Genomic DNA, 26,749 nt, shown 5'->3' on the forward strand with positions numbered 1-26,749 from the left:
TCCGCCTCACGCTATGTTGCAAACCATTAATGACCAAGTCACCAAACACAGTTCGACAGCCACCAGCGAAAACGAATTCACCCTCAACCCCAAACAGGCGATGCCCTTAGCTACTGGGTGCGGTAAGAGTCAACTTAGATTAATAAAAATGAACTAAACAACCATAAAATTTAGAAAAAGAACCTCTCACTAGCCAATTAGTTGCTTTGTAAGAGGCCAAAAATATAACTTAGCCGTGTGCATTATTTACGGCTGTTATGCGAGGATTTTGCGTCTCTCAAGTAGTTATCTTTATCCATAACTTTCTTTATAAACTCTTCAACTAACTCGTTTGAGTAGTAATGAATTTCAGGGTTCTTGTTCTTATAGTGATACTTATTATCTACCTGCTTCCATTTATTCTTGGCTAGAATAGATGCAAAACAATTTGGGTTTATAATAGGCTTACCTGTAGTTTTACAGTTTTTAGTTAGATGCTTTTGTAAAACTCCAATGTCAAAGCGCTCATGAAGCCTTAAATTTATTTCTGAAATAGCATCCTTTTGAAGGAGCGGATGAGACCTTGAACGATCAACAGGCTTTTCAATTACCAATGCTTTTTTTAGCCCTTCAATACCTTCATCAGCTCTAGCTATGGCAATAGTGCTACCATCCTCTGCATCGGTAGCAAAAACGAGCTTAACATTCAAAGGAATTGCAAATTCAATATCATCACTGCTCTCAACGTCATTTTGAACAGAGGAAGCTAGTTCTATAATTTCTTTGGCTATATCGCCATAAGTTGATTTCATTATCGCAGCAGGAGGTGACTTAAACTCACCTACAAGCGAAATCATCCCAGCATGGCTACTATTCAAAAATGAAATTTCAGTAAACTCTTCAAATTTAGATGTGTAATTTAAAACACCAGATTGAAAGACTCGAGACATAATCCCCTGAATTTCAGGCATTAATAAGTGAACAGCTTGATCTCTTAAGTATGCAATTTGTTCAATATTTTTTCTAATATTTGAATTAACGGGGAATGATTTTTCTAAACAATCCCTTAATGAGATAGTTTCTTTTAAGCCTTTTTTACCTGCTTTACGAAAAATACTTTGCTCACCATCCCTTTCAATAAGAGTTGCTTTAAGAAATTGCTCCCAAGAGGTACAAAAACACATGACGAATGCATCCATTCTATTTTCTAAAGATGGACGGTTATATAACTCCAAAGCTAGTAACATATTATCTTTTGACTTACTTAAAAGTGCCTTAGCAAGTTTAGATTTACAATTATGACCTAATCCTCTTCTATGCTTGCTCTGAGATAGTAACTTTGCAAATTCAACTTCTGATATATCTTGGCAATTAGAGGCTTCAAACTCGTCATCTGCAACCTCACTTATAAAATCAGCTAACTGCCCTTTGTTCCAATACGTACGAAAAGTAGCAATCTTCCAACCTGTTGATTGGAGTAGCTCTTCAGTTCCAAACTTTTCACCATTAAGTTCTTTTTCGCGCAATAATTCATACAGCGATGACAATGACTTACTGACTTTCATATAACTTCCTTGTGAACGTTTACTAATTGTTCTTTGACTGGTCATCTATAATCTTATCTGAACAATTAATGTACTCAAAATCTGAATAGAGAATAGTTGTTGTAAATCAATTGTTTTTATTATTTATGCAAGATAAAGCATCCGGATACAACAACCTGGAAAGAGGAAATTAAAAGCCACAGAAAACACCAATCCCCACCGAAGTTGCCGAAGTCATTAAAGACAAATCGCGTGAGCGAGTCATGGATGACGAGGTAGCCTTAGGTGAGCCAGGGATGGCGAATATGAGGCGATAGCGATTTTCGAAAATGACTGAGGATCAACAACTTCGTTAGGGGCGTCATGGTGGATGCAAGGAGGATAAGGACGAGCAGTCCTCCTTGCCCGGGTGTGGGATGGAATCCCACGACTTTGGTCAGGCGCAGCCTGATAGAACTATCAAACGAAGTTTGATGGCTTTAATCGTTAGACGAAGTCTAACTCCCACCTTGCGAGCGCTTGGCGCAAAAACCAAGCAACAAAAAAGGCTATGAACCTAAGCTCATAGCCTTAATCTAAACCCTGCTATATATAGCAAATAGTTTATAACGAACTATTTAGCCAAACACTGTTCTACAAGTGTCTGCCAGTATCTCAGACCAGATACTAAGATATTGTCGTTGAAGTCGTAAGTTGGCTTATGTAGCGCCACGCTACCACAACCACAGCCAGCGCCGTTACCCACTAGGATGTAACAACCAGGCGCTTCACGTAGCATGAACGAGAAGTCTTCACTAATAGTGAATGGCTGACAGCTACCGTTAACTTTATCTTCGCCAACCACTGTCTCAGCCGCGCGAACAGCAAAAGCTGTTTCAGCTGGGGTGTTGATAGTTGATAAGAAGCTGTTGTTAAACTTATAAGTGTAATCAACGCCAGCAGACATACACTGACCCGCTACAACACGTTCAATCGCTTTTTCAATCTTGTTTAACGCGATATCAGTAAAGCTACGAGTATCACCTGTGATAGTCACTTTAGTCGGGATAACGTTAACTGTACCGTTAGTAGCGAACTCTGTTACCGAGATAACTGCAGTTTCGTCAATTGCGCTTAGGTTACGCGATACGATAGTTTGAATTGCAGTGACGATTTGCGCGCCAACCACGATTGGGTCGGTACCCATGTGTGGCATTGCCGCGTGGCCGCCGGTTGCTAGCACTTCGATTTCGAAGCTGCTTTCGCTTGCCATTACTGAGTGTGGGCGAGTCACGAAGTGACCTGCTTCAATACCCGGTAGGTTGTGCATTGCGTACACGCCGTCGATTTTCCAACGAGTGAATAGGCCGTCAGCGATCATCGCTTTAGCGCCAGTGCCGCGCTCTTCATCTGGCTGGAAGATGAAGTAAACAGTACCGTCAAAATTCTTGGTTTGTGCTAGCTCATGTGCAGCAGCAAGTAGCATTGCCGTGTGACCGTCGTGACCACAAGCGTGCATTGCGCCTTCGTTTACTGATGCGTAATCGAAAGTGTTTTCTTCATGAATATGCAGGGCGTCCATGTCGGCACGTAGACCAATTGAACGATCGCTATCGCCACACTTTAAAATACCTACTACGCCAGTGCCGCCGATACCAGTGTGCACTTCAATGCCAAACTCTTCTAGTTTAGCTGCTACAAATGCTGCAGTCTCGTGCTCTTGGGTACCAAACTCTGGGTGCTGGTGAATATGATGACGCCACTCAATAACTTTCTGTTCGATATTCATATGCTTTTCTCTTATAACAACAAACCGGTGACTAGGTCACCGGTGATAAAAATTAATTTAATTTGCTAACTGAGTGACTCAGTTACTGGCTGCGACATGGCTTAGGTGCGATAGGCAACTCAGCTTCAACTTCTTCCGCTTTTGCCTTGTTCTTGTTACCAAGCTTCATGAAGGCAATCATCGAAGTAATTACCACTGCGATAGCAATCAAACGCATTGGTGTTACCTGCTCACCTAGAGCAAATACCGCTAGGATGAATGAAGATAGTGGCATTAGGTTTAGCGCCATACCGGTACCGTCAACACCTACACGCTCCATACCGTAGATGTAAACTAGGTAACTCATTCCAGAGATACATACACCTAAGATAACGATACAAAGAATACGTAGTGGTGAGCTGAATACGTTCAATGCAGAGCTAAAGTCAGCGCCTACAACCAACAGATAAAGACCAAAACCTAGTGCAGCGAATACAAACTGGTGGAACATAGTTGCAACTGAACCGTACTTGTCAGCCAGTTTGGCACGAGCGTAAGCCATAGTTGCAAAGCTTGCTGCTGAGCCGAAACAGATTAGGTGACCAATGTTGAAACCTTGCGTTTCAGATTGTGGATCCATCACTAGAATCGCCACACCTAGGAAAGCACCTAGCGCACACATGATTTGCATAACAGTGAAACGCTCACCGTGACGCAGGAAGCCAACACTTAAGATTAGGATTGGGATCAAACCTTGAATAACGCCGTTTTCAGAAGCGGTAATATAATCCAAAGAAAGGAATGATAGGAAGCTGAAAGAACCTTGACCAATGATACCGCAACATGCAGCCCAGAAGATGTCCTTACGGTTTTCCCAGTTAAGCTTGAAATCGGCTTTTTTAGTCATCTTGCCCGTTGCAAGACCGATGTTGAAAATCAAACCTAGTGTAATAAATGCAACAGTGTAACGTAACCAAACAAGTACTTGTGGATCCATCACCTCAAGGATCGGTGTACCCACAATCCACGGGATACCCCATAACAGACCAACGAAAATCGCAGCCATCCAACCTTTTTGTGTATTAGTCATTATTATTCTTCCAACAATTTTGTATCGGTAGTCAACAGCTTAAGCTGTTTGATTATTAAGTAGTTTGCCGTAACCTGGGCATTGAGCCACGTTGCCGGTTAGGTGCATTGCATGCCAGAACATGGCAGAGTTACTGCACACGACTGGAATGCCGAATTTGGCTTCGATCTCTTCGATATAATCAAGTACACGTAAGTTAGTGCATGACATAAATACTAATTCTGCATCAGAATCTTTTAGCATCTGCTCTAGCGCTGCAAACATAGATTCTTTAGCCACTAAAGTGATGTCGGTATCGCGTTCGATACCTAATGAACCTAGTGTTACTACGTCAAAATCTGCATCAGTTAACTGCTGGTACAGTGGGTAGTTAACGCTAGTTGGGTATGGAGAGAACACAGCAATCTTTTTCGCGTTCAAGTGCTTGAATGACGCTTTTGCTGCAGTCCATGGGTTAGTCGCTGGGATGTCGCCACGGTTTTGAGTCAATAAGTCAGCAACTTTTTCTTCTCCGATAATGATTGAAGCTGATGTGCAGCCAAATGCCATCACATCCATAGGTAAGCCTGTGGCAATCAAGTCAGACGCTTCAACGATACCGCTAGCGATTTGATCAAGTGCTTCAGGAGTCATTTCGCTTGAGTAGTACACGCGAGAGCTAAATACGCCGGCTTGGGTACCGAGTAACTTAGCCCAGTCCATTTCTAGACTGTGGTCAGTGCTTAACTGCACTAAACCAATGTGTACGCGGTTAATTCTTGGCGCCTGCTTATGCTCAAGCGGCTGTTCAAACGAGGTAAAGGCTTCAAAACTCATCATAATGAGATTCTCTTCGGTAATGATTTCTCCGGCTCCCTCCGGAGAAATCAATGGCTATATTAAGTTATTTGATAATCAATAATTCTGGTTCAGCGCGCTTGCTTAACCACTCAGCACCGTTCTCGGTGATCACGATGTTTTCTTCGTGAACCATAGACTTACCTGGTGCGTAAACCATGCCAGGCTCTAGTGTCATCACCATGCCTGGTACTAATAATGTGTTGTCAGTAGCGGTGTTAGATGGACGCTCAGTTAGCTCCATACCTAGGCCGTGACCTAGACGACCTACGTCGTTACCTAGTGCACCGTTAGCTTCTAGAACTTTCCACATTGCGTTGTAGATGTCTGAAGTGGTGTTACCTGGACGTGCAGCGTCAAAACCAGCTGTAGTTGCGTCGTAAGTTGCGCGGTAAGCTGCTTTAGTTTGCTCACTTGCATGGCCAAATGCCCAGTTACGGTCGAAGTCAGAGAAGTAACCGTCACGTACTGCACCGGTGTCGATGATTAGTACGTCGCCGTCTTCGATTACGCGGTCTGTTGGACCCATGATGATGCTGTCGTAACCGTCTTGGCCTGAACCTGCGATGATGTATGGACATTCATCAGCGCCTTCCATCAGCATGTCGATACCGAACTGCTTACAGATCTCACGCTCAGTCATACCTGCTTTTGCGTAACCTGGGATCTTGTCGAAGCCCACGTTAGTGATGCGACAGATTTCACGTACTTTTTCAATTTCAGCTTCAGACTTAACTTGGCGAAGCTCATGAACAGCTAGTGAAACGTCAACGAATTCTTTGCTTACTAAAGTCGTTAACTGTAAGTAGTTAGCAACTGGCATACGTAGGTGTGATTCAATACCTAGGGTTGCACCCACACGGCCAAAGCGTGAAGGTAGGCTGTTAAGTACGCTAGCTACAATGCTGATACCGTCGTCTTCTGGACGTGGTGAAGCCCAAGTGTGGATATCTTCAATCCAAGTACCCGCCATGCCGCTGGCGCCGATTTCAGGGATGACAGCGATTGGCTTGCCTTCTGCAGGAAGGATTAGGAACCATGGACGAGTAGGGCTGTGCCAGAACTGAGTGTGGAAGCCTGAAAAGTAACGTACGTTAGGCTCGGTAGTTAATATAATGGCGTCTACTTCTAGCTCACGCATTTTCTGCTGTGCTTTAGTTGCACGCATTTCAAATTCAGCTGTTGTAAATCCGCGCTGTAATATGCTTTTCATTTTTATCTCCACATCCCACAAACTGGCCTATTTGCCAAAAGGTCACTAAAGTGACCGGAAATCAGTTTTAGTCAACTATCGTTAACTTGGTGCGCATCATACTGTTTGCTGAATTTAAAAATGTGACGCATATCTCATAGTCAAAATCTGTTAACTCAGGATATGCTGTTAAACAAAAAAATCATGACCAAAGTCAAATATTTTAAACCATAGTTAAATTTAACTTGCTTAAAACCGCGAAAAAACGTCACATAGTTACATAAAGTTGATTCAAGGGTTGAATTGTTAACCCAAAAAGTTGACAATAACGGCATCTATAGTTCACAAAAGTAATCTGAAATGATCAAAGCGGCAGAACAGGCATTTAAAACGGAATTTACACCTAGAGATCGTGAGTTACTGCAAAGCTATTTCCATTTAGCTGAAAGCATGGCCGATTTAATAGGTCCTCACTGTGAAGTCGTGATCCACTCATTAGAAAGCTTTGAACAGTCAGTCGTAAAAATTGTTAACGGCCACCATACCGGTCGTAAAGTGGGATCGCCGATCACCGACTTAGGCTTAAAGATGCTGCGCCAGTACGAACAAACCGGCGAGCTAACACCTAAGAGTTATTTTAGTAATAACAAAGGTGGCGAGATGTTGAAGTCGAGCACCTGCATATTACAGGGCGAGAAAGGCCGACCGATTGGCATGTTTTGCGTAAACATGAACTTGTCGTATCCGTTCCCAGAAATTATTAAGACCTTGATGCCTGATACAACCCAGCATCAGAGTTTTGATATGACCGAAAACTTCAGCGCATCGGCTGGAGATGTGGTTGAGCAAGCGCTAAACCACGCGATTGCAGAAGTCGAGGCTGATGACAGCGTCAATCTGAAAGGTCGCAATAAAGCTATTACTAAGGTGTTGTTTGATAATGGCATCTTTGAATTAAAAGAAGCAACTAACATAGTTGCTAACCATTTAAGTATTACCAAACATGCGGTGTACAAATACATCCGTGAATTTAAATCCTAATTATCGAGATAACAACGCTATGAAAACTGTAATCCATACTGAAAATGCTCCAGCTGCAATTGGTCCATACTCTCAAGCTCTTGCTTTCGACAAGTTAGTATTCACCTCTGGTCAGCTACCGCTTGATCCAGTGACTATGGCTTTCGTTGAAGGTGGTGTTAAAGAGCAAGCTTACCAATCTCTAAGTAACCTTAAAGCGGTTCTAGAGCAAGCTGGCGCAGGTGTTGACACTGTACTTAAAACAACTTGTTTCCTAGCTAACATGGAAGACTTCGCAGTATTCAACGAAGTTTACACTGAAGTATTCGGTACTGAAGCAGCTCCTGCTCGTTCATGTGTACAAGCTGCTCGTCTACCAAAAGACGCACTAGTTGAAGTTGAAGCGATCGCTTTCATCAAATAACTTGAATTTGGCCATTAACGGCTAATTTAGGTCAATCTGACTGTCCATTTATCAATAATGTGTAAATGGGCAGCAGTTCCCCCAGTTCAAAATATATAGTGGTTACTATGCTAAAGCTGACTCAAAATGATTTCTTTAACGGCGAGACTTCTGACCTTTTCACAGCTGAAGTTGCTGAAAAAACTCGTCAATTCCACCAGCAGATCGAAGCTTACCATCCAACACCGCTGGTCTCTTTAGAGCAGCTAGCTGCGCGCCTAGGCGTTAAAGCGATTTTGGTTAAAGACGAATCTTACCGTTTCGGTCTAAACGCTTTTAAAGTACTTGGTGGTTCTTACGCATTAGGTAAGCAACTTGCTGAGCACTTAAATGTAGATATCAGTGAAATTGATATGAAAACCGTTGCCGCTAAGCTAAGCGCACCACTGGTTTTCGCTACTGCAACTGCTGGTAACCACGGTACTGGTGTAGCTTGGGCTGCACGTGAAATGGGTCAAAAGGCTGTAGTTTACATGCCAAAAGGTTCATCACAAGCAAGCGTAACTCGCATTCAAAACCTAGGTGCTGAGTGTATCGTTACTGATTGCAACTACGACGACACCGTACGTATTGCTAACCAAACCGCGACTGAAAACGGTTGGATGCTGGTACAAGATACCGCTTGGGAAGGTTACGACAAGATCCCAACTTGGATCTCGCAAGGCTATATGACTATGGCTGTTGAAGCGCAAGAGCAAGTTGAAGCTATGGGTCTTAAGCCTACTCACCTAATGCTACAAGCTGGTGTTGGTGCTATGGCAGGCGGCCTATTAGGCTACTTCGCTGACAAAGTTGGCGCAGCTAACTTCAAGACTATTATTGCAGAGCCTGCAAAAGCGGATTGTATCTACAACTCAGGCATTAAAGGCGAAATGGTTGCTGTTACTGGCGAGCTAAACTCTATCATGGCAGGTCTTGCATGTGGCGAGCCTAACCCAGTAACTTGGCCAATTCTAAAGCAGTGCAGCAGCTTCTTCGCATCAGTTGAGGATGAAGTCACTGCAACGGGTATGCGCGTTCTTGGCAACCCACTAACTGGCGACACTAAAGTGGTTAGCGGTGAGTCAGGTGCTCTAACGCTAGGTCTACTTTACATGCTAGCTAGCCGTGAAGAATACAGCGAGTACCGTACTCAACTTGGTCTAAACCAAGATGCAGTTATCATGCTGTTCAGCACTGAAGGCGACACTAACCCAGACCGTTACCGTAAAATTGTTTGGGAAGGCATGCACAGCACTGCTCTATAAGTCTCTGACTTAACCCTCTAAAAAGCCGCTCTTTAGCGGCTTTTTGTTTTTAAAAGATAGGCGTTTTCTAGGCTCTAGGACGCCACGCTTCGAGGACGGGCTAGGCCCACTAGGTACAGAAAAAGCCAAAAGCATCAACTGTTATTTCAGTTTTCTGTAGGTCGGCATTTATGCCGACAAATTCTTATATAAACCAAGCTTGATGGGCTAAAGCCCAACCTACAGGAAAATACACTTTTAGTCTTAATCTTGCCTACTGATTCAATTTTTATTACGCTAACCGTAAAGCGTATTTAATTTATTAAACAAAGCGGCGCAGCTATAATTAAAGGCTGACTTGCAGCCTTTAATTATTAATTTCATGACCAGCGAAAGCCCAAACAAAATCCATTTAGCACTATTTATCTTAGTTGGCTTACTTTGCCTAATGCCGATGGTATCGTCTCCAGTTGCGCTCATTTTAGGCTTTACGCTTGCCAGTATTGGTTGGGCTCCTGATCAAATTCACCTTGGTGCACTGACTAAGAAGTTATTGGCCTACTCTATCGTTGGTTTAGGCTTTGGTATTCAATTAGATGCCGCCGTTAGTATCAGCTTACAAAACTTGCCACTCATTCTTGGTTCGATTGTATTAACGCTTGTTCTAGGCTTTGGCTTAACTAAGCTACTTAAGCTCGATGCAAAAACTGGCCATTTAGTTGCCTCAGGTACCGCGATTTGTGGCGGCAGTGCGATTGCGGCAGTTTCACCTGCCATTCGAGCTAACAGCGAGCAAACCGCCGTAGCCTTAGCGACGGTATTTATTCTCAACTCGATTGCACTATTTGTATTTCCGGCTATCGGTCATGCGTTATCACTCAGCCAGCATGACTTTGGCGTGTGGAGCGCGATTGCGATTCACGACACTTCATCAGTTGTCGGTGCTGCCTCAGCCTACGGCAGCGAAGCATTGACAACAGCAACCACCATTAAGCTTGCACGTGCGCTGTGGATTATCCCTATTGCGTTAATCAGCGCCATGCTGTTTAAAGGCAATAAGAACAAGATCGCTATCCCCTATTTTATCGGTTTCTACTGCTTAGCCATTGCCATTGCTCATTGGCTACCTCAAGGGCAAGTGGTCTATGACGCAGTATTTGAAGTATCGAAGCGCTTATTAGTGGTGTGTCTGTTCTTGATTGGTGCGGGGATCACCATTAAGAAGATGAAATCAACTGGGCCTAAACCGCTGATTTTAGGTGTGCTACTGTGGGTTGCGATCGGCACTAGTTCGCTGGCTTATATTTTGTTGCTGAACTAACTTTCTAGCCAGCTTCAAAGCTATACATTCAGCTAAAAGCAGCCATTATTGATGCTGCTTTTTGCTTATATGGCGCCAAATTAATAGTGATAACAAACAACTAAAAGCAACTAAATCAATTAACGCACGTGTAAGTCCGCTAGTTAGCAAAGAGGCGGCAATTAACACTGCACAACACAATAATATTAGCCAGTTATTCAATGTAATCTCCCCTCTTAAACAGGCTGAATGAATGGCTATTATTGATGCTTACGCCGAATGCTGCCAAGATCCTTTATTACTAATAAATAGCATTATCTGATAAGGCTAGATGATTTACTTATATCAAGCTAACTTCTAAACGCTTTAACCAACCGCGTAAGGATCATTATGCGGGTCATCATTCCATTGATATTCGGTTAAGGTTTGAATCCGCTTAGCCTCAGCCTCACCGTGCAGATGCTTAACCCAGAATAGCGCCGCATCCGTGCCAGCAGATACTCCTGATGACGTTAGAAACTTACCATCTAATACCCAACGCGCTTTGGGCTGCCACTGTGGGTTGGCATTTAGTGACCTCACCCACTCAAAAGCCATTTTATTCGTAGTCGCTTTGCGACCATTAAGCACACAAGTCATTGCCAGCAATGCCGTGCCGGTACAAATAGTGAATACGTGTTGACTGCGCGCCACTTGCGCTAGCAGCCATTGGCTTAATGAGCTATCGCTGACCAACTTACGCGTACCTAAGCCACCTGGAATAACCAGTAAGTCACAGTCATAGGTATTTGTGGTTAAGCAATCAGCAACCACTCTTGGACCTTGATAGCTGCGAACAATTTCCTTCGCCGCCACTAGCTTAATCTCGGTATTTGGCATATGACCTAACATCTCTACCGGGCCGTGCAGATCTAAGGTTTCATAGTCATCAAAAACCAACGCTAGGACGCGGTATTTACCTTGAGTAAACGGCGTTTCACTGCTGACTGGCGGTGAAATCGTTTTAGCCTGAAGCATTGGCGTCATGGCGCCGCCCGCCATTAAGAGTGAAGCTCCCTTTATAAATTGTCTACGTTGCATGTTTCATCCCCATCAATATTAATACGAGGGTTTAGTCAGACCAATTTATAATTAATTCAATGATTAGCGCTATAAAAACAAAATCGTTCATCAAAATAAGAGACAGTTCAAACTCTGCCTTTTAATGGGATCTTATACCGCTGCTACAGTTGCCAGAATTATGGATATTAAGCCTGTCGTTAGACAACAAAAAAGCGCCTAGTGAGGCGCTTTTAAAGCATTAAACAAATACTAATAAAACGGAGTCGGATCGATTTCTAAGCTGCTTGGTGATACACCTTTTTCGATATGAAATGATGAGCGGCTTAAATCAACAATCTCGACCTTGGTATAGCATTTGTGCTTCACAGAATAAAAGCACTTAACTTTAGGATGCAAAGCATCGTGCCCCTTAGACTCCCAGACAATACCTATACGCCCATCAGATAAGAGTACCAATGATCCAGCCGGATAAACACCAATACAACGAATAAAGTCATACACTAGTTTTTGGTCTAGATGAAATGGGGTTAGACTAATTAGGATCTTAAACGCAGCAGCTGGACTCATCGCCTCTTTGTAACAGCGAGTCGCTGTTAAAGCATCAAAGATATCAACGATACAACTCATGCGCCCATGAAGCGGAATTTCATCGCCCTTAAGCCCTAAAGGATAGCCTTTACCGTCAAGCTTCTCGTGATGCATCAAACTGATGTCTTTGCTAATTTGCGATAAGCCTTTGCTCTGTTCCATGATCTCAACAGCATATGTTTGATGCAGCTTAACGTGCTCAAATTCTTCGGCCGTGAGCTTACTTGGCTTGTTCAAAATATCGCTATCAATTTTGATCTTACCAATATCATGCAATATTCCGCCAATAGCCAACTGCCTTAGCATGTCAGTATCAAAGTCTAAATAACGGCCAAAAGTCACCAGCAAAAACGCAACATTGATTGAATGCTCTAGCAAATAAGCATCTTTTGAGCGCAATGCAGAAACGCATTTGAGAGCATCAGCATCAAGCATCACCGATTCAATCATATTGTCAGCCAGCGCAGCAAAAGGTTCTACTTCAACCGCTTTACCTTCAAAGGTTTCTGACAACACTTTTTGAATAAGATCTTTGGCTTCTATGATAAGTTGTTGTGCTTTTTTCTGGGTTGCAGTGCGATCAACTTTAGATTTATTTGCCAATGGCTTAACTTTCGAACTAGCAACCTCTGTCGTTGTAACCTTTGTTGCTACAACGCCTTGCCGACCAAAGCCTAATTCAGGCAATGAGCGTTCGCCATTTACCCATACATGCGTAATGCCGTTTTGATGCAGCTTTAATATCGCTTCAGTACTGCGGATTTGCCCTGCATTTGCAATATTGACTTTGCTTTTGTTTTTGTCGATAGCCTCGACAAACATACCCACTTTTAATTGCGAAACTGGGATCTTAATTACATTGCTCAATTCTAGTGAATCACCCATTATCTCTGAGGTCCCCGGATGATTTAGTCATAAATACAGCACCTAAACGATACTGTACCCATCGCAGTTTGTTGATGTTGTGACTCAGATAACACCGAATCCACCTCTTATTTTCCTGCGACAAGGAAGCCATTCTATTCCCAGAATTGTTAAATCACCACACTCAAAGTTAATTAATGGCAATTAATGCAACTCAAAATTGACCAAGTGTTTAAAAAGGCTACATTTACTCAACTGCTAAAGTAAAAATACTTAATACTGTTTTGCGCAAATTGAGCGCGCTCAGCCTATTTAGCTGCATAAGCCGCGTCTATTCAAGCCCAATAACCACATAAAAAACGAGCCTAATTAGGCGCGTTTTTTATGACATTGAAAGCTAGTTGGTTGCCAACGGCGATACATGCAGTTGTAGCAAGAGCGATGCACATTATCGGTATGCTCATCCTCATCGTCACTAAGAAAAACATCACAGTGAGCCGCAGCCTCCCGGGCTGGCGCATAATCCTCAACCCCGTATTTAAATAGCCATAAATGACCAGCTTGATTAAACCATTGCAGCATGATCTCTCCGTTAATATGGCTTAAGTTGCTGTTGAGTAGCATTACGCCACAGCCCTTGCTCTGAACTCACTAACAACGCGAATTGGTGTTGAGTAAACACCGCTTTTATCTTGCCTTTAAGCGTTAGCAATTGGTCGTTAGCCAACTTTTCACCGTCAATCGAGATCACCGCTTGCAAACCTGTTAGTGCTAACGCCTCGGCAACAGTGACTTCGATGACTTTAGTTTCATCGGCTTGTTGCCCTAACTGTAGTTGCCCTTTTACCCGGCCATCTTGACCACTTAAGCGCAAACCTAAGCCTGCGACGGCTCCAATAACACCTTGACCAGTGCCACCATGTTCCGACAGGTCGATACCCAGTTCTGCAGCCAAAGCATAAGCCTGCTCTTTAGTCTTAACTTCCACTTTGGCTTGTTGCCCAAAGCTGATCAGTCGCTCAACATCATAATCTGAGGCTAAATCCAATATGGCTAATCCCGGATCCGAAGCTGGAGCAGATTCTTGCTTTAAATGGGTAATACAGATGGCTTTAATCTCAGCAAAATCGAGATCAGTATCAACTTGAAAACACATCGCACTATTATGCGAGGTATAAGGGATATCAGGGTGTACGAATAACTGATGACGCGTAACAAATCGCGTTATTGCTGGGCGTGCGTCTTGTGGCTCTCGTGGAGCCAGTTTCGCTGCAATCTCTTCAGCAATTTCGCCAGTACCTTTGGTGCCAATATCGTCAGTGTCATCAATGCAGATCAACCAAGCTTTCATCTAAAACCCTTATTGTTATGTTGTCGTGGCGAGCCAATTGTTCACCACGCAAATCTGTTTGTTAATCTTGTTTGTTAACCTGTTAATCAGGCTTTTTTGGCAATAAATCGTGGGCGTGCAATCGCCGTAATACGGTAGGGATCAACAGCGCTGCCGCAACTGCAAATGCGCCGCCTTGTATAAAACTTAGGCCAAATTCTGCTAGCGCGACTTGACTACTCATTCCTACTAATAAATTGCTTATTAAGCCTTTGCCCGCCCAAGCTAAGCAGCCGATTAGTGCCAATACAATAGTCCGCCAACGTAAACTAAATGCGCCAGCCATAAACAGTAGCGCTAAATCCATTGCCATTGCAGGCAAGCCAAACTTAAGCAAAATCATTGGTCCGCCTTTGCCAACGCTTAGCATCATGGCAACTAAGCCCGCTAATAGGCCGCAAGCTGTCATCGCGCCAACACGATTCACGACTCCGTAGCAAATAAGGTAGAAAAAGGTCATCAAAAACATCGAATGACCACTCAAGCCAAGCTTGAGTCGTAACATACTTTTTAAAACCACCAGTAAGGTGGCGCAAAAGCCAATAAATAACGCATCTTGTAAATCGAATGGAGACTTCATTCTTCCTCTCTTTTAGCAGGCCAATGTGTTGGTTTACTCACACAGCCAAAATGGCGCAGCTTGGCAGCTGTTGCCATCTGCTTTGATAACTTAAGTAGTTGAATTAACACCGGCAGCACAACGCAGTAGATTAGCTCAGGCCAGTTTTTGGGGTTACGCAATGCCTTAGGTGTAATGTTGGCGCCCCGTAAACATTGAATGGCATAAATTTCTTTGGTTTCTTGCAGCATGTACGGCAATAATCCAATTGAGGCGGCAATCACAAATGCCCACTTGGCGGGTAAGCCCCAACTGAGTACTTCGCCTATTCGCTCAGGCTTTTGCGTTGCAGACAACCACCAGCCGGGCAGTAAAGCTAAGAACACGCGCAATACGACTATCACGCCTTCGAGCATTTGCCCTTCGCCGTGGATCAGGTAATAAAGCGGCAAGGTGAGCGCTAATTGTGCTACGCCTAAGCGCAGTAACGCTGAGATTTTATTTTTCAGATAGACGCCATGAATAACCAGCAAGGCGTCAACTAAGATCAGCCAGCCTAACGCGCTATTGGGCAAGAAAAATGCGCCACTCGATAGCACTAAACTCAGCAGTAGCGCCAAGGCGCAATACTGGGTGGCACTAATGCGAAAGACTGCCATTTTGCTTGCTTTACGCCCGTTGACCAACATTTACTTGCTCTGTTATTTGTGCGCCATCACCTAGGTGACCATTTTCAATGAACCAGTAACGGTCAACAGCTAAAAATGGCAAACCACGATGACTCGTCAGTAAGATGCCACAACCTTGCGCACTCAATTGCAGTAAAATTTGCACCACCTTGGCCACATGATATTTGTCTAAACCCGCAAAAGGATCATCGAGTAATAACAGCTTTGGCTGCATACAAACTAATGAAGCCAAAGCAATAATATGTTGCTGGCCATAAGACAATTTGTGCGGAGAGCTATCGGCAAGTTTCAGCAAATCAAGTTCTGTGAGGATCTGCTCTGCTCGTGCCAGCGGTAATTTGAAACGCTTTAAACTAAATTGCAGCTCAGTTAATACGGTTTGCTCGAACAGTTGTCGATTAGGTCGCTGCATTAACAAGCCTAAGTCACTGCCATAAATCCCCAGTTTTGGGCGTTTATCCATTACCGTTATCGGCAAATTAGCAATATTGGCTTGAATGCCAGCTAAGGTTTTCAATAAGCTACTTTTACCGGCGCCGTTATCGCCTACTAGGGCCACAATCTCACCACGGTGTAGCGATAACTCTTGCTCACAATCAAACAGTGGTTCTTGGTCGGTAAAACGAAATTGATGCGGCGCGATATTCACTAGGCATTCGCGAACATGAGGTTTACTACTCGGTCTGATATTAACCAGATCGGCTGTCGTCTGAGCCTGTTGGTGCTGCCCAGCTCTAAGCTTGCCGCCTTCAAGTAACCAGAGGTAATCAACTAACTCAGCGAAAGCACTTGGGTTATGCTCAACCATCACTATCGCCACGCCATCCTCTAGCAAGGATTTTAATACGCCGTTGAGCTCTTTGACACCATTATCATCAAGCTGTGCCCAAGGCTCATCAAGTAGTAATAAAGAGGGGCTAAACACCAGTTGCGCAGCCATCATTAAACGATATTTCTGCCCGAGAGATAACACCTCAACTGGCGTATCTAAGCTGGTATATAAACCAACTCGGCGTAATGATTGCTGTACTTTTCCCACCATCAAATCAGCAGCAATGCCCAGATTTTCTAGTGCAAACGCAATTTCAGCCCCAACACTTTGACGTAAAACTTGAGCATTAGGATCTTGCATCACTAAACCAACCAATAATGATGGGGCACGATAAACGTTCCCTTCATAGGGTCGGCACTGCTCGCCAGCCAAGATGTGCAACAAGCTCGACTTACCTGAGCCTGTTGCACCATTAATACAATGGCATTCACCACGATTAATCACCAAATTAAGATCGTCCAAGATCTCACTTTGGTGCGATCCATAGCCGAAATGAATCCCTTCTAATGCTATGATTTTCATACTCTTCCCCGAAAGCTCTAAAGCTGCCAGTTAATACCAACAAACACTTGGCGACCTGCTTGTGGCATAAAGTCACTTTGATAATAAAGCTCATCAAATAGGTTTGTAGCGCGAACGTATAGCTCTAGGTTGTCCTGCCAAATCTTCTGGCTCACACTTAGGTCAACTAAGGTATAATTATCTAACTCAACACCTTTACCATTTACTTGGTCGATTACGCGTTCAGCATTTAAACGTGTCGTTAAACCAAATGAGAAGTCATAGCTGGCTTGCAGGCGCAAGTTGTGAGCAGGACGGTATTGCAAACGCTCATTGGTAGCACGATCTTCGGTATCAATGTAGCTATAGGCAAACGTTAACCCTAGACTATCGAAATAACGATTTGTCATTTGCAAATCAACACCCATAAAACGATAGTCACCAATATTTTGCTCTTGGTTGTTATCATCTTTAGCGATGTAATCATTGGCATCAGTGATGTAACTGCTGATATCTAATTGAGTGTCGAAAGGCAGAGATTGCTGTAGACCTAATTCGAACTGGTTAGCAATTTCCGCTTTTAGGTTTACGTTACCGCTGTTAGGTGCGTATAGATCGCTGATCGATGGATAGCGAACTTTGCGGGCTAAACCTGTATGGATGCGGCTTGAGTCTGTAACTTGATAAAATGCCGATGCTTGCGCCGAGAAGTCTGTTTCGCTGTTAACATCAAGATCGTAATTATGTACCGCAGCACCTATGCTGTAGCCATATGTACCGTCATCTTGATATTGGTACTCTGCAGCACCGGTATAAACCATCAAACTTTCGTCGATATCGCCTGAGCCACCTTGACCGCCACCTGTACCACCGCCGCTACCATTGCCTCTTACCAGACTACGTAATGAAGTGGTATGCGATGACCAATCTTGTTTTTCAACAATGGCTGACGTAGTTAATACCGCGCCATAATCAAATTCACTAATGAATTGGATATTGGTACCACTGACTTTAGAAGAACTTTCAACAATGCTATTGAGGTTATTCAGTCTATGGTTATAAAAGTTTTCAACCATATCTGTTTGGTTGTAGTAAACAAAACCACGAACAACATACTTTTCGCTGATTTCATGAGCCGCACCAAGCTGCATGCTTTGCTCATTGAAGTCTTCAATTCTTGATGGGGTTTTCTTACGGTCAACAGTCGGTGATTTACCCCACACGCCATCACGCTGAGTGTAGTTAGCCATTAACTTAGTTGAATCGTTGATGAAGTAGCTACCTTGAGCGTAATAGTTAGTTAATTTTCTGTCAGAGTTAAAACGTATATCACCAACTTGATTGCGAGTGTCTTCAAAATCATCAGGCATTGGCGTGCCGTCAGTTTCTTGATGAGTCACACTCATAATACCTTGCCAGTTATCACCCGAACCTGCTGCACTGATATCAGCATTTAGAGTATTGTCAGGTGCAGATTCAACTTTACCCGACAGCGAAGGTGATGCATCACCTTGCTTGGTAATGATGTTAATGACACCCGCACTACCGCCTGGACCGTACAGAACAGAAGTAGGACCGACTGACACGTCAACACGTGCAATTTGGTTAGTAGGAATAACACTTGGGTCAAACTGACCGTCTTCAGTACTGCTTGCAGGCACGCCGTTAATTAAGAAAGTAATGTGGCGTGTTTTTAGGCCGCGGATATCCACGCGAGGAGTAGAATCACCACCTACGCGCACATAAATGCCAGGTACGTTTTCCAGCACTTGATCTAAGCTCTGTGCACCAGAAGCCTTAATTTCTTCCGCGTCTACGCTCCAATGAGTCGTCGCCGCTTCTGTTACCGAAGCGCGCTCACCGTGCACCACAATAACGTCGGTCACATCAAGAATTGGATCTCTTTCAATTTCGTCAGCCTGAACTTGATAAGCCAAGCTCATAGCTAGCGCTAAGCTAGACACTCTCAGCACTTTTTGTTGTTTTTTCATCTAGTTTCATCATCCTAACGATATATTTCGCGCTATTTTTAAAGAGCACTGGCTAGCGCTCAAGCAAATAAAACCATAAAACAAACCTAGATCGACTAATTTGGATAATAGGAAAAGACGTCAATAGCAACTAAGGACAGTTTGACCCACCGCGCGCTACTTAAGGACAAAAGGGGACATCTAAATCACATCCTGCAAAATAGGGCTAAACTGTAATAATCATCGTTATTGGGTCATTCTTCGTATAGGTTTCTTAAGCTTCGATGGCCAAGAACAAGCCATATTGTGATTTACTCAGGGAGAGCTCACATAGGTAGAGTGATCAACTTGACACTGTATGCTCAGGCTATTACTTTGTGGTAAAGATTCTTATTACCAAAGTGCGATGGATTTATCCCGGTTAGAGGTCGCTCCTCTAAGCAGGCCCTAATGATATTTGTTTGGAGTACTTATTGACCATCCCCATGCTACCTCAAGCTATTAAGTCCTTAACCGACAAAATCAAATCATTCACGCTTCAACCTAACAGTGACCCAATAGTACAGCTGTCTGTGGCGGTTGCGCCGATCCCAGTTATTGCTTGGTTAGCGGCACAAACAACTTACCCTAGAGTGTATTGGAAAGGTCGTGACACTGAAGAAATCGCCGCTATCGGCTGCTGTAAAGACTTTTTCTTTGGCGATGATATTGACGACATAGCCCTATCGCTTGAATATCAAAAACAACGCTCATTGAGTAGTAATCAAGAGATTCGTTACTATGGCGGTGTGGCATTCGACCGTCGCAATGAAAGCTGGAAAGAGTTTGGCAAAGCACATTTTGTACTGCCAAGAATAGAGTTACGCCGCAGCGGTAATGAGTTCAAGCTATTGGTAAACCTCAATTTCACCGAAAATGAACTCAGTGTTGAAATTGACAATGCATTGCAATCACTGCAAGCCCTCGACGCACCAAAACCCTTAGCCCCGCCGAACAAAGTCGCATTAATGGGCCGCAGCGACCGACCCGATAAGCATCGTTGGCACGAATTGGTTAATCGCGTAACCCACCCTAAATTTATTGAGGATACGCCAAAAGTCGTGCTGTCACGGCTCACTCAGTTAGAGATCAATGAAGAAGTCGATCCCTGGACTCTGCTGGCTTGCTGGCAAGGACGTAATCCCAATAGCTTCCAGTTTGGATTTCAGTTCAGCCCTGATAGTGCCTTTATTTCTTGTACACCAGAGCGCTTATATCGTCGCCGCCAACGTGAATTGTTCACTGAAGCACTGGCAGGGACAACCGTGCGTGGTCTCAACCAAGAAGAAGATAAAGCGCTGGCTCAAGAACTATTAGACGACACCAAAAATAGTCACGAGAACCAGCTAGTGCGCCAACACATAGTTAATGTGCTCAATCCACTTAGTAATTATGTCGGTGCAGAAGAAACACCAACTGTGTTTAAGCTCAGTCATATTCAGCATCTACACCGCTCGATTCGTGCCGAACTAAAAGCGGGGGTAAATGATTTTCAACTTATCCAAGCATTACACCCAACTCCGGCAGTCGGCGGCTTACCTAAAGATTCAGCAATGAACTTTATTCGTCAACAAGAAGGTTACGTCAGAGGCTGGTATGCAGGTGCTTGCGGTTACTTCAATAAGTATGAAAGTGAATTCGCCGTGGCGATCCGCAGTGCTCTCATTGAACCAGGTCGCATCAATTTGTTTGCCGGTGCAGGTATCGTTTCAGGCTCAGAAGCCGACAAGGAGTGGACTGAATTGGAAAACAAGCTCAAGACTATCTTATCCATTTTGACTGAGCTCTAACGCTTTAGCCCTACTAAATAAAATCAATAGTTTAATTCTGCTCGACGGCAAAACTTTACTTGCCGTCGAGATTTCCGCTTGCTCAAACAAAAATCTTGTCTATAATTTGCCGCCCCAAACTTGGGGACAAATATCCAGTTATTAACCAAAATTGCAAAATTATAGCGTTTGTCGCTATTGCGGGTTCCCTAACCCCGCCCGATTTAACTAAAAAGGCCACAAGATGTTAATGTTGACACCCGCACAGCTTCGCCGTGCATTGCTGCTTTTAGCCAGCTTTCATATTGTTATTATTTGCGCCAGCAACTACCTAGTACAGCTCCCGTTTCAAATCTTTGGCTTTCACACCACTTGGGGGGCTTTTAGCTTTCCATTTGTGTACTTAGCAACTGACCTTACAGTGCGTATATTTGGCCAACAAGCCGCGAGAAAAATCATCTTCCTTGCGATGTTGCCCGCCCTAGTTATCTCGTATTTGATGGGCGTGATTTTTCATCAAGGTAGCTTCCAAGGCGCTGAAGCTGTACTCGAGTTCAATAGCTTTGTATTCCGTATCGCATTTGCCAGCTTTGCCGCTTACTTAGTCGGTCAGCTAATGGACATTTTTGTCTTTGCTAAGCTTAGAGAAACTAAATCTTGGTGGGTTGCGCCGTCAGCATCAACTGTCGTAGGTAACCTTATCGACACCATAGTTTTCTTTGCCTTAGCTTTCTATGCCTCGACTGATGAGTTTATGGCTGCGCACTGGCCTGAGATTGCCACTGTAGATTACGGATTTAAATTAATTGTCAGTTTAGGCTTATTCTTACCTGCCTACGGTCTGCTATTAAAGTTCTTACAAGATAAGATCTTACAAGACACTGCTCGCAAAAGCGCCACCTGATACTAGTTAGCGCTTAACAACAACTGGACAGACCTGTTATAATTTCGCCAATTCGTTCACCTTTCAGCCAATGGTTTGGTTGTGTTAATGGGTGAACTGGCGAAGTTATTGAGAATCTGCAAATGTACACCATTGAAATTGAAGCCGTAACAGAGTTTACGCCTGAAGTGCTAGCGCTAATCCAAACTGTTTACACTGCAATCCCCGAGTTTGAGCAAGGTTATGCTAACCAAGAAATTAGCCAGCGTTTACTTGCTGGACCTGCATTATTGCTACTTGCCAAAGTTGAAGGTGAAATTGCCGGCTTTAAATTGGGTTACCAAACTGAAGATAACGTGTTCTATAGCTGGTTAGGTGGTGTAGCACCAGATTTCCGTGGTCTTGGCTTAGCAAAGAGCTTACTTGAATACCAAGAAAAATGGGCTAAAGAGCAAGGCTACCAGCGCATTGACGTTAAAACCCGTAATTGTTTCCCAGCCATGTTAAACATGCTTATTAGCAGTCAGTACCAAATCACGGCTATGGTGAGTGATGCGCAAAATCACAGCCAGAATAAGCTGCATCTACAAAAGCAGGTTTAGTTTTATCACCTTGATACAACAGCATCAAAGTAAATAAGCTTAATAAAATGTGAAAAAATTGTGCGATAAAGCTTGCAAATCTAAATGAGAATGATTATTGTTAACTTGCGTTCCAGAACTCGGGTTAACAAATAAAGTTCTCATCATCTTTATTTGCCAATGAGTTTTTTATACCTGTAATGACTGATGGAATTACCGGTATTAGCACGACATTGCTCACACACTCTTAAGTGGCCGGGATTTTTTCCCGGCTTTTTTTTGCCTAAAAATCAGTGACCTGCTCAGTTATAACGTAAGTAAAAAGTAAACTTTCTTAGGTAAATCCACGCTAACCAATTGTTTATTAAGTGTTAAATTTTATGAAGGCAAATTTATATGTACTATCAAGTATTTTTAACTTGCAAGTTTAAATGATAATGATTACTATTTACATGCGTTCCGAACTCGCTGTTAACTTAAAGGCATCTCATCTCCTGCAAGTTTAGAGTTTTTAAAATACAAATAGCATTAGAGACTTATTGTTATTTGTATTTAGCACGACATTGCTCACACACTCTTTGTGGCCGGGATAATATCCCGGCTATTTTTTTGCCTAAAATAAACCGCACACACAAAAAAGCACCAATAGAGGCTATTGATGCTATTGCTGCTATCGAAAGTTTTAGCGAGTCTTATACCAATTAGTATAAAGATTTGGTCGCTCAGCGAGAATTTAGCGGCACTGAGACAAGGCAACGAGTGAAGGGCATAGTTATTCTACGTTTAAGCTTGTTAACGCAGTATCAGAGCCGCTAAAACTCGCCATTCTGGAGCGTTTTTGGCTGCCTACTTCTGCGTTGAATAACTTCACAAGGGAGCAAACATTCTTTCAGTTATTCGCCTTGAATTAGATTGCCAAAATCGCTCTGAGTAGATCAACTTCTTATACTAATTGGTATTAGTCTCGCGACATATCTGAATGCTTACCTGTTAACTGTAAGCCTTCATAAGGGGTATTGCTCTGATCTTCTATCGCCTTATGATACAAGCCAATGGTAAACAAGCTGCCCTTGCCCACGGTAGAGCTCACCTCTATGGTGCCACCAATGCGCTTAATAATGCCGTAGCTAAGCGACAAGCCTAAACCTGTACCATCTTTGCGAGTGGTATAAAAAGGGTCAAAAATGCGATTAAGCTCCTCTTCTGGGATACCTTTACCTTCATCTTCAACTTCTATTTTCACCCCAACAGGTTCGTCTTTTTGCACCCAATCATAAGTGCGGATCCAGATCTGACCTTTGCCATCCATCGCATGCGCAGCATTGACCACCAGGTTAATCAACACCTGCAGTAACTGCGGACGGTTAACTTGAATTGGATAGCTAGCGTTAAGCTCTTGGTTAAGGACAACTTGTTGTTTCTGGATTGAGTGACGTACCAGCACCAACATCTCTTCGATAATCGGCGTGATCTGGTGCATCTCTAGTGGTGCATTAAACTCACCCGGACGGCTGTATTGCAGCAAGCTGCGGATAATCGTACTAATACGACCCACCTGCTGGATCACCAGCTCAATCTCTTCTTCAACATCCTCAGCACGATCGCCTAACTCATACTTAAGCAGCTCCATATTGCCTAAGATCACCGCCGTTGGGTTATTGATCTCATGCGCAATACCTGCGGTTAACTCGCCCAGCGCAGTGAGCTTCTCATTAATCACCAGCTGCTGACGCGTTTCGTTAAGTAAGACAACGTTTGCTTGTAGCTCTTCGGTTTTCTCTTGCAGGCTGCGAGTACGCTCTTCCACTTTGACTTCAAGTTGCTCTGCCGCTGCTTGTATTTGGCTATTACGGCGCTGTAATAGATCTAGCATGCGATCAAACTGCTCCGCCAAATTAGACAGTTCGTTGTCGCTGTCTAAACCTAAAGAGCCAATGCGTAAGTTGCGTCCAGACTGCACCGCTTTAACCACATGGTGAATACGCTCAATTGGTTGCAATAAGCTATAAGCACCGCGGTAAACTAGCCAACCCGACACCAAGAGTACCAGCATCAAAATGGTGCCCAACTCAATAATATTCAGCAAGTAATTGTGGATAAATGGCGATTCAGAAAAGCCGGTATAAATCATACCGATGCGTTTGCCATTGATATCTTCTAACGGCGAGTAAGCCGAAATAAACCAGTCATTAAACACAAAGGCACGATCGACCCATAATAGACCTTGATTCAAGACTTTTTCGCGCACCTCAGACGACACTAAACTGCCTAGTGCTCGACCTTGTAGGTCTTTGCCTTTAGGAAAGAAGTGTAGCGGCACGTTAGTGCTAATACGGATGCTATCGAGAAAGATGGTCACAGTACCGATAGAACGCTCGGGTAATGTGCCTTTGTCGTACACTAAGTCACGAATATGGTCGACAATGCGAGTATCACGGTTGAGCATAATGCCACCGTCTAGATACCAAGATACATTGCCATCTTGGCTCGTTACTGGCAATAAACTGCGGCTCAGCAAGCCGCGCTTTTCTTCCTGCTTGCTCGGCTCCTGAGCACGTAACGTCTTAATGACCGTCACTTTTGCTCTGTCTGCCAGCTCAGGGTCGATACGCGCCAAACGGCTAGGTTCAAGTACCATCAAGCCTGAAAATGGCTCTGCACCATCAATATGTGGCAGCATCTGCCTAAGATCAGGATCGGCAGCCGCCTCAGATACACTCACTAAGCGTAAAAAGTCTAAATTCAGTTCTTTCTTGGCTTTGCTAAGCACCAGCTGCAAGTCATTACGCTCTGCATCAGGGTCCTTATCCATTTGCCTAAAGTCATTTTGAAACTGCCAAGACTCCATCACCAATTCAAGTTGGTTCTCTTGGTTATCTTGCACAGTAATCAGGGTACTGTTTGCCACGGTCAAATCAGCTTTGACCTTCATAAACAGCTGTTTTCCCGTGTAGCTAATATTCCAATAGATGGTAATAAATACCAAGCTCACCAGGGTTAGCAAAATCGGCAACAAGGTTAAAATCAAGATGCGATAACGCACCTTAGCCTGCATCTGTTGCCAGCTAACACCAAACATATTGGAAAAAAACGACACCTAAACTCCCCTTCGAGCGATTATCTAATTAGGATTCTTCTTTATCAGTCTCACCGCCGAACCACTCTTTATATTTACGATCGAGTGTTTTACGCGACACGCCTAAATCTCTTGCGGCGGCAGACTTATTACCGCCATGCAGATCAACGACTCGGGTTACATGGTCACGCTCAACATCTTTTAACGCCCATTGCAGTGGATAACCAGACTCGCCTGACGCTTCGCTTTTAGGTTGAACCTTCCAGTATTCAGCAGGTGGCTTACCCAGTAAAATACAGCGTTCAATCATATTTCGCAGTTCGCGGATATTACCTGGCCACTCGTGTTGTTGCAGCTTAAGTAAATCTTCATGGCTCCAAACCACTTCTTTTACACCCAGCTCTGCAGCTAACTGACAAGTAAAATGATGCGTCAGCTCCACGATATCCTCTGGGCGCTCACGTAGTGGTGGGATAACAATATCAAGCACATTCAAGCGGTAATATAGATCGCGTCTAAAGTTACCGGCTTCGACTTCTTCAGAAAGCTTACGGTTGGTTGCCGCTAACACCCGCACGTCAATATTGATCTCTTTTTCGCTACCCACAGGACGAATAGTGCGCTGCTCAAGCACCCGCAGTAATGCAGTTTGCATCTTCAGCGGCATCTCACCGATTTCATCGAGGAAGATTGTACCACCTGAGGCAAAGCTAAATAAGCCTTCTCGATTACCTTTCGCGCCAGTAAATGCTCCGGCAGAGTGACCAAATAACTCACTTTCCAGCAGTTCTGGCGCAATAGCGCCACAGTTAACCGGTACAAATGGGCCTTGGCGGCCACTAAGGATATGCAACTGACGGGCAACCAGTTCTTTACCTGTGCCTGATTCGCCTTCAATTAACACCACGGCATTAGTCGGTGCCACACGTTCAATCACGTGCTTCACCTCCGTCATGGCATCACTTTGACCAATAATAGTCGACGACTGGTTGAACGATACTTCCCGGCGTAACATTAGGTTTTCACGCTTAAGCAAACGACGCTCAATACAGCGATCGACCGCTTTCATCATCTGCTCAAGGTGAAAAGGTTTCATTATAAAGTCAGAAGCGCCAGCGCGCAGCGCTTTAATCGCCACATCCATATCGGCGTAACCTGTCATAAAGATGATGTCTGAACGTCTTTCTTGATCATTTAGCGCTTCATGCCATTCAATACCTGAGCGGCCTGGCAAACGAATATCGACAATCAACAGATCAAAATGACAACGCGAACGTAACTGCTCAGCATCTTCAACACTCGATGCTGTTTCAACTAGAGCAAACTTTTTGGCCAAAGCTTTTTTCAAAAAGCTGCGCATGCCTGGCTCATCATCAACAATCAATACAGATACAGCGGAAGGAAGTGGCTTCATATTATTTATTCTCTGTCCCAGCTTGTCTGCTCGCGGGACAATTTGACTCATTATGCAATCAGTCTAACACCTAACTAGTCAAAATAGGTCACTATGAACCATGTAATCGCGATCTTGGGACATAATGTCTGTGA

General features: G+C 43.8%; 22 protein-coding genes. 7 read left to right on the plus strand and 15 right to left on the minus strand.

Features of this window, described 5'->3' with window-relative positions; translation table 11 throughout:
• Window positions 1–242: 242 nt before the first annotated feature.
• The 5 genes from L2748_RS01775 to L2748_RS01795 all read right to left on the minus strand — a co-directional run bounded on the left by L2748_RS01775 (window position 243) and on the right by L2748_RS01795 (window position 6,410).
• Window positions 243–1,544 carry a DUF3644 domain-containing protein gene (locus L2748_RS01775; RefSeq protein ID WP_248957663.1) on the minus strand — a complete coding sequence of 434 codons (1,302 nt, stop codon included), beginning with the start codon at window positions 1,542–1,544 and terminating at the stop codon, window positions 243–245.
• A 592-nt stretch (window positions 1,545–2,136) separates the two neighbouring features.
• The gene (locus tag L2748_RS01780; RefSeq protein ID WP_220782603.1) at window positions 2,137–3,291 is read right to left on the minus strand and encodes a M20 aminoacylase family protein; all 1,155 of its coding nucleotides are present in this window, start codon (window positions 3,289–3,291) and stop codon (window positions 2,137–2,139) included.
• Window positions 3,292–3,373: 82 nt separating this feature from the next.
• Window positions 3,374–4,360, minus strand: coding sequence for a DMT family transporter (locus L2748_RS01785; RefSeq protein WP_220782604.1), 987 nt, complete (start codon window positions 4,358–4,360; stop codon window positions 3,374–3,376).
• Between the two features lie 39 nt (window positions 4,361–4,399).
• Window positions 4,400–5,179, minus strand: a complete 780-nt coding sequence (locus L2748_RS01790) for a maleate cis-trans isomerase family protein (RefSeq protein ID WP_220782605.1) — start codon at window positions 5,177–5,179, stop codon at window positions 4,400–4,402.
• Between the two features lie 64 nt (window positions 5,180–5,243).
• Entirely contained in the window at window positions 5,244–6,410 is a 1,167-nt protein-coding gene (locus L2748_RS01795) for a M24 family metallopeptidase (protein WP_220782606.1), read from the minus strand.
• 339 nt (window positions 6,411–6,749) lie between these two features.
• On the opposite strand from L2748_RS01795, the gene L2748_RS01800 reads away from it, so the two are divergent.
• From L2748_RS01800 to L2748_RS01815, 4 genes are all read left to right on the plus strand, one after another.
• Window positions 6,750–7,430: a helix-turn-helix transcriptional regulator gene (locus L2748_RS01800; protein WP_220782607.1), complete on the plus strand. Its 681-nt coding sequence runs from the start codon at window positions 6,750–6,752 to the stop codon at window positions 7,428–7,430.
• 19 nt (window positions 7,431–7,449) lie between these two features.
• A complete protein-coding gene (locus L2748_RS01805; protein WP_220782608.1) occupies window positions 7,450–7,833 on the plus strand; it encodes a RidA family protein in 384 nt (127 codons plus the stop codon).
• A gap of 107 nt (window positions 7,834–7,940) precedes the next feature.
• A complete protein-coding gene (locus L2748_RS01810; protein WP_220782609.1) occupies window positions 7,941–9,119 on the plus strand; it encodes a diaminopropionate ammonia-lyase in 1,179 nt (392 codons plus the stop codon).
• A gap of 361 nt (window positions 9,120–9,480) precedes the next feature.
• Entirely contained in the window at window positions 9,481–10,419 is a 939-nt protein-coding gene (locus L2748_RS01815; RefSeq protein WP_220782610.1) for a YeiH family protein, read from the plus strand.
• Window positions 10,420–10,764: 345 nt separating this feature from the next.
• Here L2748_RS01815 and L2748_RS01820 read toward each other — a convergent pair whose 3' ends face one another.
• From L2748_RS01820 to L2748_RS01855, 8 genes are all read right to left on the minus strand, one after another.
• A complete protein-coding gene (locus tag L2748_RS01820; RefSeq protein WP_220782611.1) occupies window positions 10,765–11,478 on the minus strand; it encodes a DJ-1/PfpI family protein in 714 nt (237 codons plus the stop codon).
• Between the two features lie 231 nt (window positions 11,479–11,709).
• Window positions 11,710–12,933, minus strand: coding sequence for a cyclic di-GMP phosphodiesterase (locus L2748_RS01825; protein ID WP_220782612.1), 1,224 nt, complete (start codon window positions 12,931–12,933; stop codon window positions 11,710–11,712).
• A gap of 348 nt (window positions 12,934–13,281) precedes the next feature.
• A complete protein-coding gene (locus tag L2748_RS01830; RefSeq protein WP_220782613.1) occupies window positions 13,282–13,494 on the minus strand; it encodes a hypothetical protein in 213 nt (70 codons plus the stop codon).
• A 10-nt stretch (window positions 13,495–13,504) separates the two neighbouring features.
• The gene (locus L2748_RS01835; RefSeq protein WP_220782614.1) at window positions 13,505–14,263 is read right to left on the minus strand and encodes a DNA-binding protein; all 759 of its coding nucleotides are present in this window, start codon (window positions 14,261–14,263) and stop codon (window positions 13,505–13,507) included.
• Between the two features lie 82 nt (window positions 14,264–14,345).
• Complete coding sequence (locus L2748_RS01840) at window positions 14,346–14,882, minus strand: core component of ECF transporter (RefSeq protein ID WP_220782615.1); 537 nt, start codon at window positions 14,880–14,882, stop codon at window positions 14,346–14,348.
• The gene (locus L2748_RS01845) at window positions 14,879–15,520 is read right to left on the minus strand and encodes an energy-coupling factor transporter transmembrane component T (RefSeq protein WP_246616239.1); all 642 of its coding nucleotides are present in this window, start codon (window positions 15,518–15,520) and stop codon (window positions 14,879–14,881) included. Before L2748_RS01845 ends, L2748_RS01840 begins: the two co-directional genes overlap by 4 nt.
• Window positions 15,521–15,530: 10 nt before the next feature.
• Window positions 15,531–16,904, minus strand: coding sequence for an ATP-binding cassette domain-containing protein (locus L2748_RS01850; protein ID WP_220782617.1), 1,374 nt, complete (start codon window positions 16,902–16,904; stop codon window positions 15,531–15,533).
• Between the two features lie 17 nt (window positions 16,905–16,921).
• A complete protein-coding gene (locus L2748_RS01855) occupies window positions 16,922–18,874 on the minus strand; it encodes a TonB-dependent receptor plug domain-containing protein (RefSeq protein ID WP_220782618.1) in 1,953 nt (650 codons plus the stop codon).
• A 464-nt stretch (window positions 18,875–19,338) separates the two neighbouring features.
• On the opposite strand from L2748_RS01855, the gene L2748_RS01860 reads away from it, so the two are divergent.
• The 3 genes from L2748_RS01860 to L2748_RS01870 all read left to right on the plus strand — a co-directional run bounded on the left by L2748_RS01860 (window position 19,339) and on the right by L2748_RS01870 (window position 22,146).
• On the plus strand, window positions 19,339–20,682 hold the full coding sequence (locus L2748_RS01860; RefSeq protein WP_220782621.1) for an isochorismate synthase: 1,344 nt from the start codon (window positions 19,339–19,341) through the stop codon (window positions 20,680–20,682).
• A gap of 223 nt (window positions 20,683–20,905) precedes the next feature.
• On the plus strand, window positions 20,906–21,565 hold the full coding sequence (locus tag L2748_RS01865) for a 7-cyano-7-deazaguanine/7-aminomethyl-7-deazaguanine transporter (protein ID WP_220782619.1): 660 nt from the start codon (window positions 20,906–20,908) through the stop codon (window positions 21,563–21,565).
• Window positions 21,566–21,687: 122 nt separating this feature from the next.
• Window positions 21,688–22,146 (plus strand): GNAT family N-acetyltransferase, encoded by a 459-nt coding sequence (locus L2748_RS01870; RefSeq protein ID WP_220782620.1) that lies wholly within the window; start codon window positions 21,688–21,690, stop codon window positions 22,144–22,146.
• Between the two features lie 937 nt (window positions 22,147–23,083).
• Here L2748_RS01870 and L2748_RS01875 read toward each other — a convergent pair.
• Both L2748_RS01875 and L2748_RS01880 read right to left on the minus strand, forming a co-directional pair.
• Window positions 23,084–25,222: a sensor histidine kinase gene (locus L2748_RS01875; protein ID WP_220779854.1), complete on the minus strand. Its 2,139-nt coding sequence runs from the start codon at window positions 25,220–25,222 to the stop codon at window positions 23,084–23,086.
• Window positions 25,223–25,250: 28 nt separating this feature from the next.
• Window positions 25,251–26,636, minus strand: coding sequence for a sigma-54-dependent transcriptional regulator (locus L2748_RS01880; protein ID WP_220779862.1), 1,386 nt, complete (start codon window positions 26,634–26,636; stop codon window positions 25,251–25,253).
• Window positions 26,637–26,749: the final 113 nt, after the last annotated feature.

The organism is Shewanella sairae (assembly GCF_023283535.1).
In the GTDB taxonomy this organism is placed as follows: Bacteria; Pseudomonadota; Gammaproteobacteria; order Enterobacterales; family Shewanellaceae; genus Shewanella; species Shewanella sairae.

Excerpts from the sequence above, each read along its gene's own strand:
- L2748_RS01775 (WP_248957663.1), bottom strand. The coding sequence starts at position 1,544 with ATGAAAGTCAGTAAGTCATTGTCATCGCTGTATGAATTATTGCGCGAA.
- L2748_RS01780 (WP_220782603.1), bottom strand. The coding sequence starts at position 3,291 with ATGAATATCGAACAGAAAGTTATTGAGTGGCGTCATCATATTCACCAG.
- L2748_RS01785 (WP_220782604.1), bottom strand. The coding sequence starts at position 4,360 with ATGACTAATACACAAAAAGGTTGGATGGCTGCGATTTTCGTTGGTCTG.
- L2748_RS01790 (WP_220782605.1), bottom strand. The coding sequence starts at position 5,179 with ATGATGAGTTTTGAAGCCTTTACCTCGTTTGAACAGCCGCTTGAGCAT.
- L2748_RS01795 (WP_220782606.1), bottom strand. The coding sequence starts at position 6,410 with ATGAAAAGCATATTACAGCGCGGATTTACAACAGCTGAATTTGAAATG.
- L2748_RS01800 (WP_220782607.1), top strand. The coding sequence starts at position 6,750 with ATGATCAAAGCGGCAGAACAGGCATTTAAAACGGAATTTACACCTAGA.
- L2748_RS01805 (WP_220782608.1), top strand. The coding sequence starts at position 7,450 with ATGAAAACTGTAATCCATACTGAAAATGCTCCAGCTGCAATTGGTCCA.
- L2748_RS01810 (WP_220782609.1), top strand. The coding sequence starts at position 7,941 with ATGCTAAAGCTGACTCAAAATGATTTCTTTAACGGCGAGACTTCTGAC.
- L2748_RS01815 (WP_220782610.1), top strand. The coding sequence starts at position 9,481 with ATGACCAGCGAAAGCCCAAACAAAATCCATTTAGCACTATTTATCTTA.
- L2748_RS01820 (WP_220782611.1), bottom strand. The coding sequence starts at position 11,478 with ATGCAACGTAGACAATTTATAAAGGGAGCTTCACTCTTAATGGCGGGC.
- L2748_RS01825 (WP_220782612.1), bottom strand. The coding sequence starts at position 12,933 with ATGGGTGATTCACTAGAATTGAGCAATGTAATTAAGATCCCAGTTTCG.
- L2748_RS01830 (WP_220782613.1), bottom strand. The coding sequence starts at position 13,494 with ATGCTGCAATGGTTTAATCAAGCTGGTCATTTATGGCTATTTAAATAC.
- L2748_RS01835 (WP_220782614.1), bottom strand. The coding sequence starts at position 14,263 with ATGAAAGCTTGGTTGATCTGCATTGATGACACTGACGATATTGGCACC.
- L2748_RS01840 (WP_220782615.1), bottom strand. The coding sequence starts at position 14,882 with ATGAAGTCTCCATTCGATTTACAAGATGCGTTATTTATTGGCTTTTGC.
- L2748_RS01845 (WP_246616239.1), bottom strand. The coding sequence starts at position 15,520 with ATGGCAGTCTTTCGCATTAGTGCCACCCAGTATTGCGCCTTGGCGCTA.
- L2748_RS01850 (WP_220782617.1), bottom strand. The coding sequence starts at position 16,904 with ATGAAAATCATAGCATTAGAAGGGATTCATTTCGGCTATGGATCGCAC.
- L2748_RS01855 (WP_220782618.1), bottom strand. The coding sequence starts at position 18,874 with ATGAAAAAACAACAAAAAGTGCTGAGAGTGTCTAGCTTAGCGCTAGCT.
- L2748_RS01860 (WP_220782621.1), top strand. The coding sequence starts at position 19,339 with ATGCTACCTCAAGCTATTAAGTCCTTAACCGACAAAATCAAATCATTC.
- L2748_RS01865 (WP_220782619.1), top strand. The coding sequence starts at position 20,906 with ATGTTAATGTTGACACCCGCACAGCTTCGCCGTGCATTGCTGCTTTTA.
- L2748_RS01870 (WP_220782620.1), top strand. The coding sequence starts at position 21,688 with ATGTACACCATTGAAATTGAAGCCGTAACAGAGTTTACGCCTGAAGTG.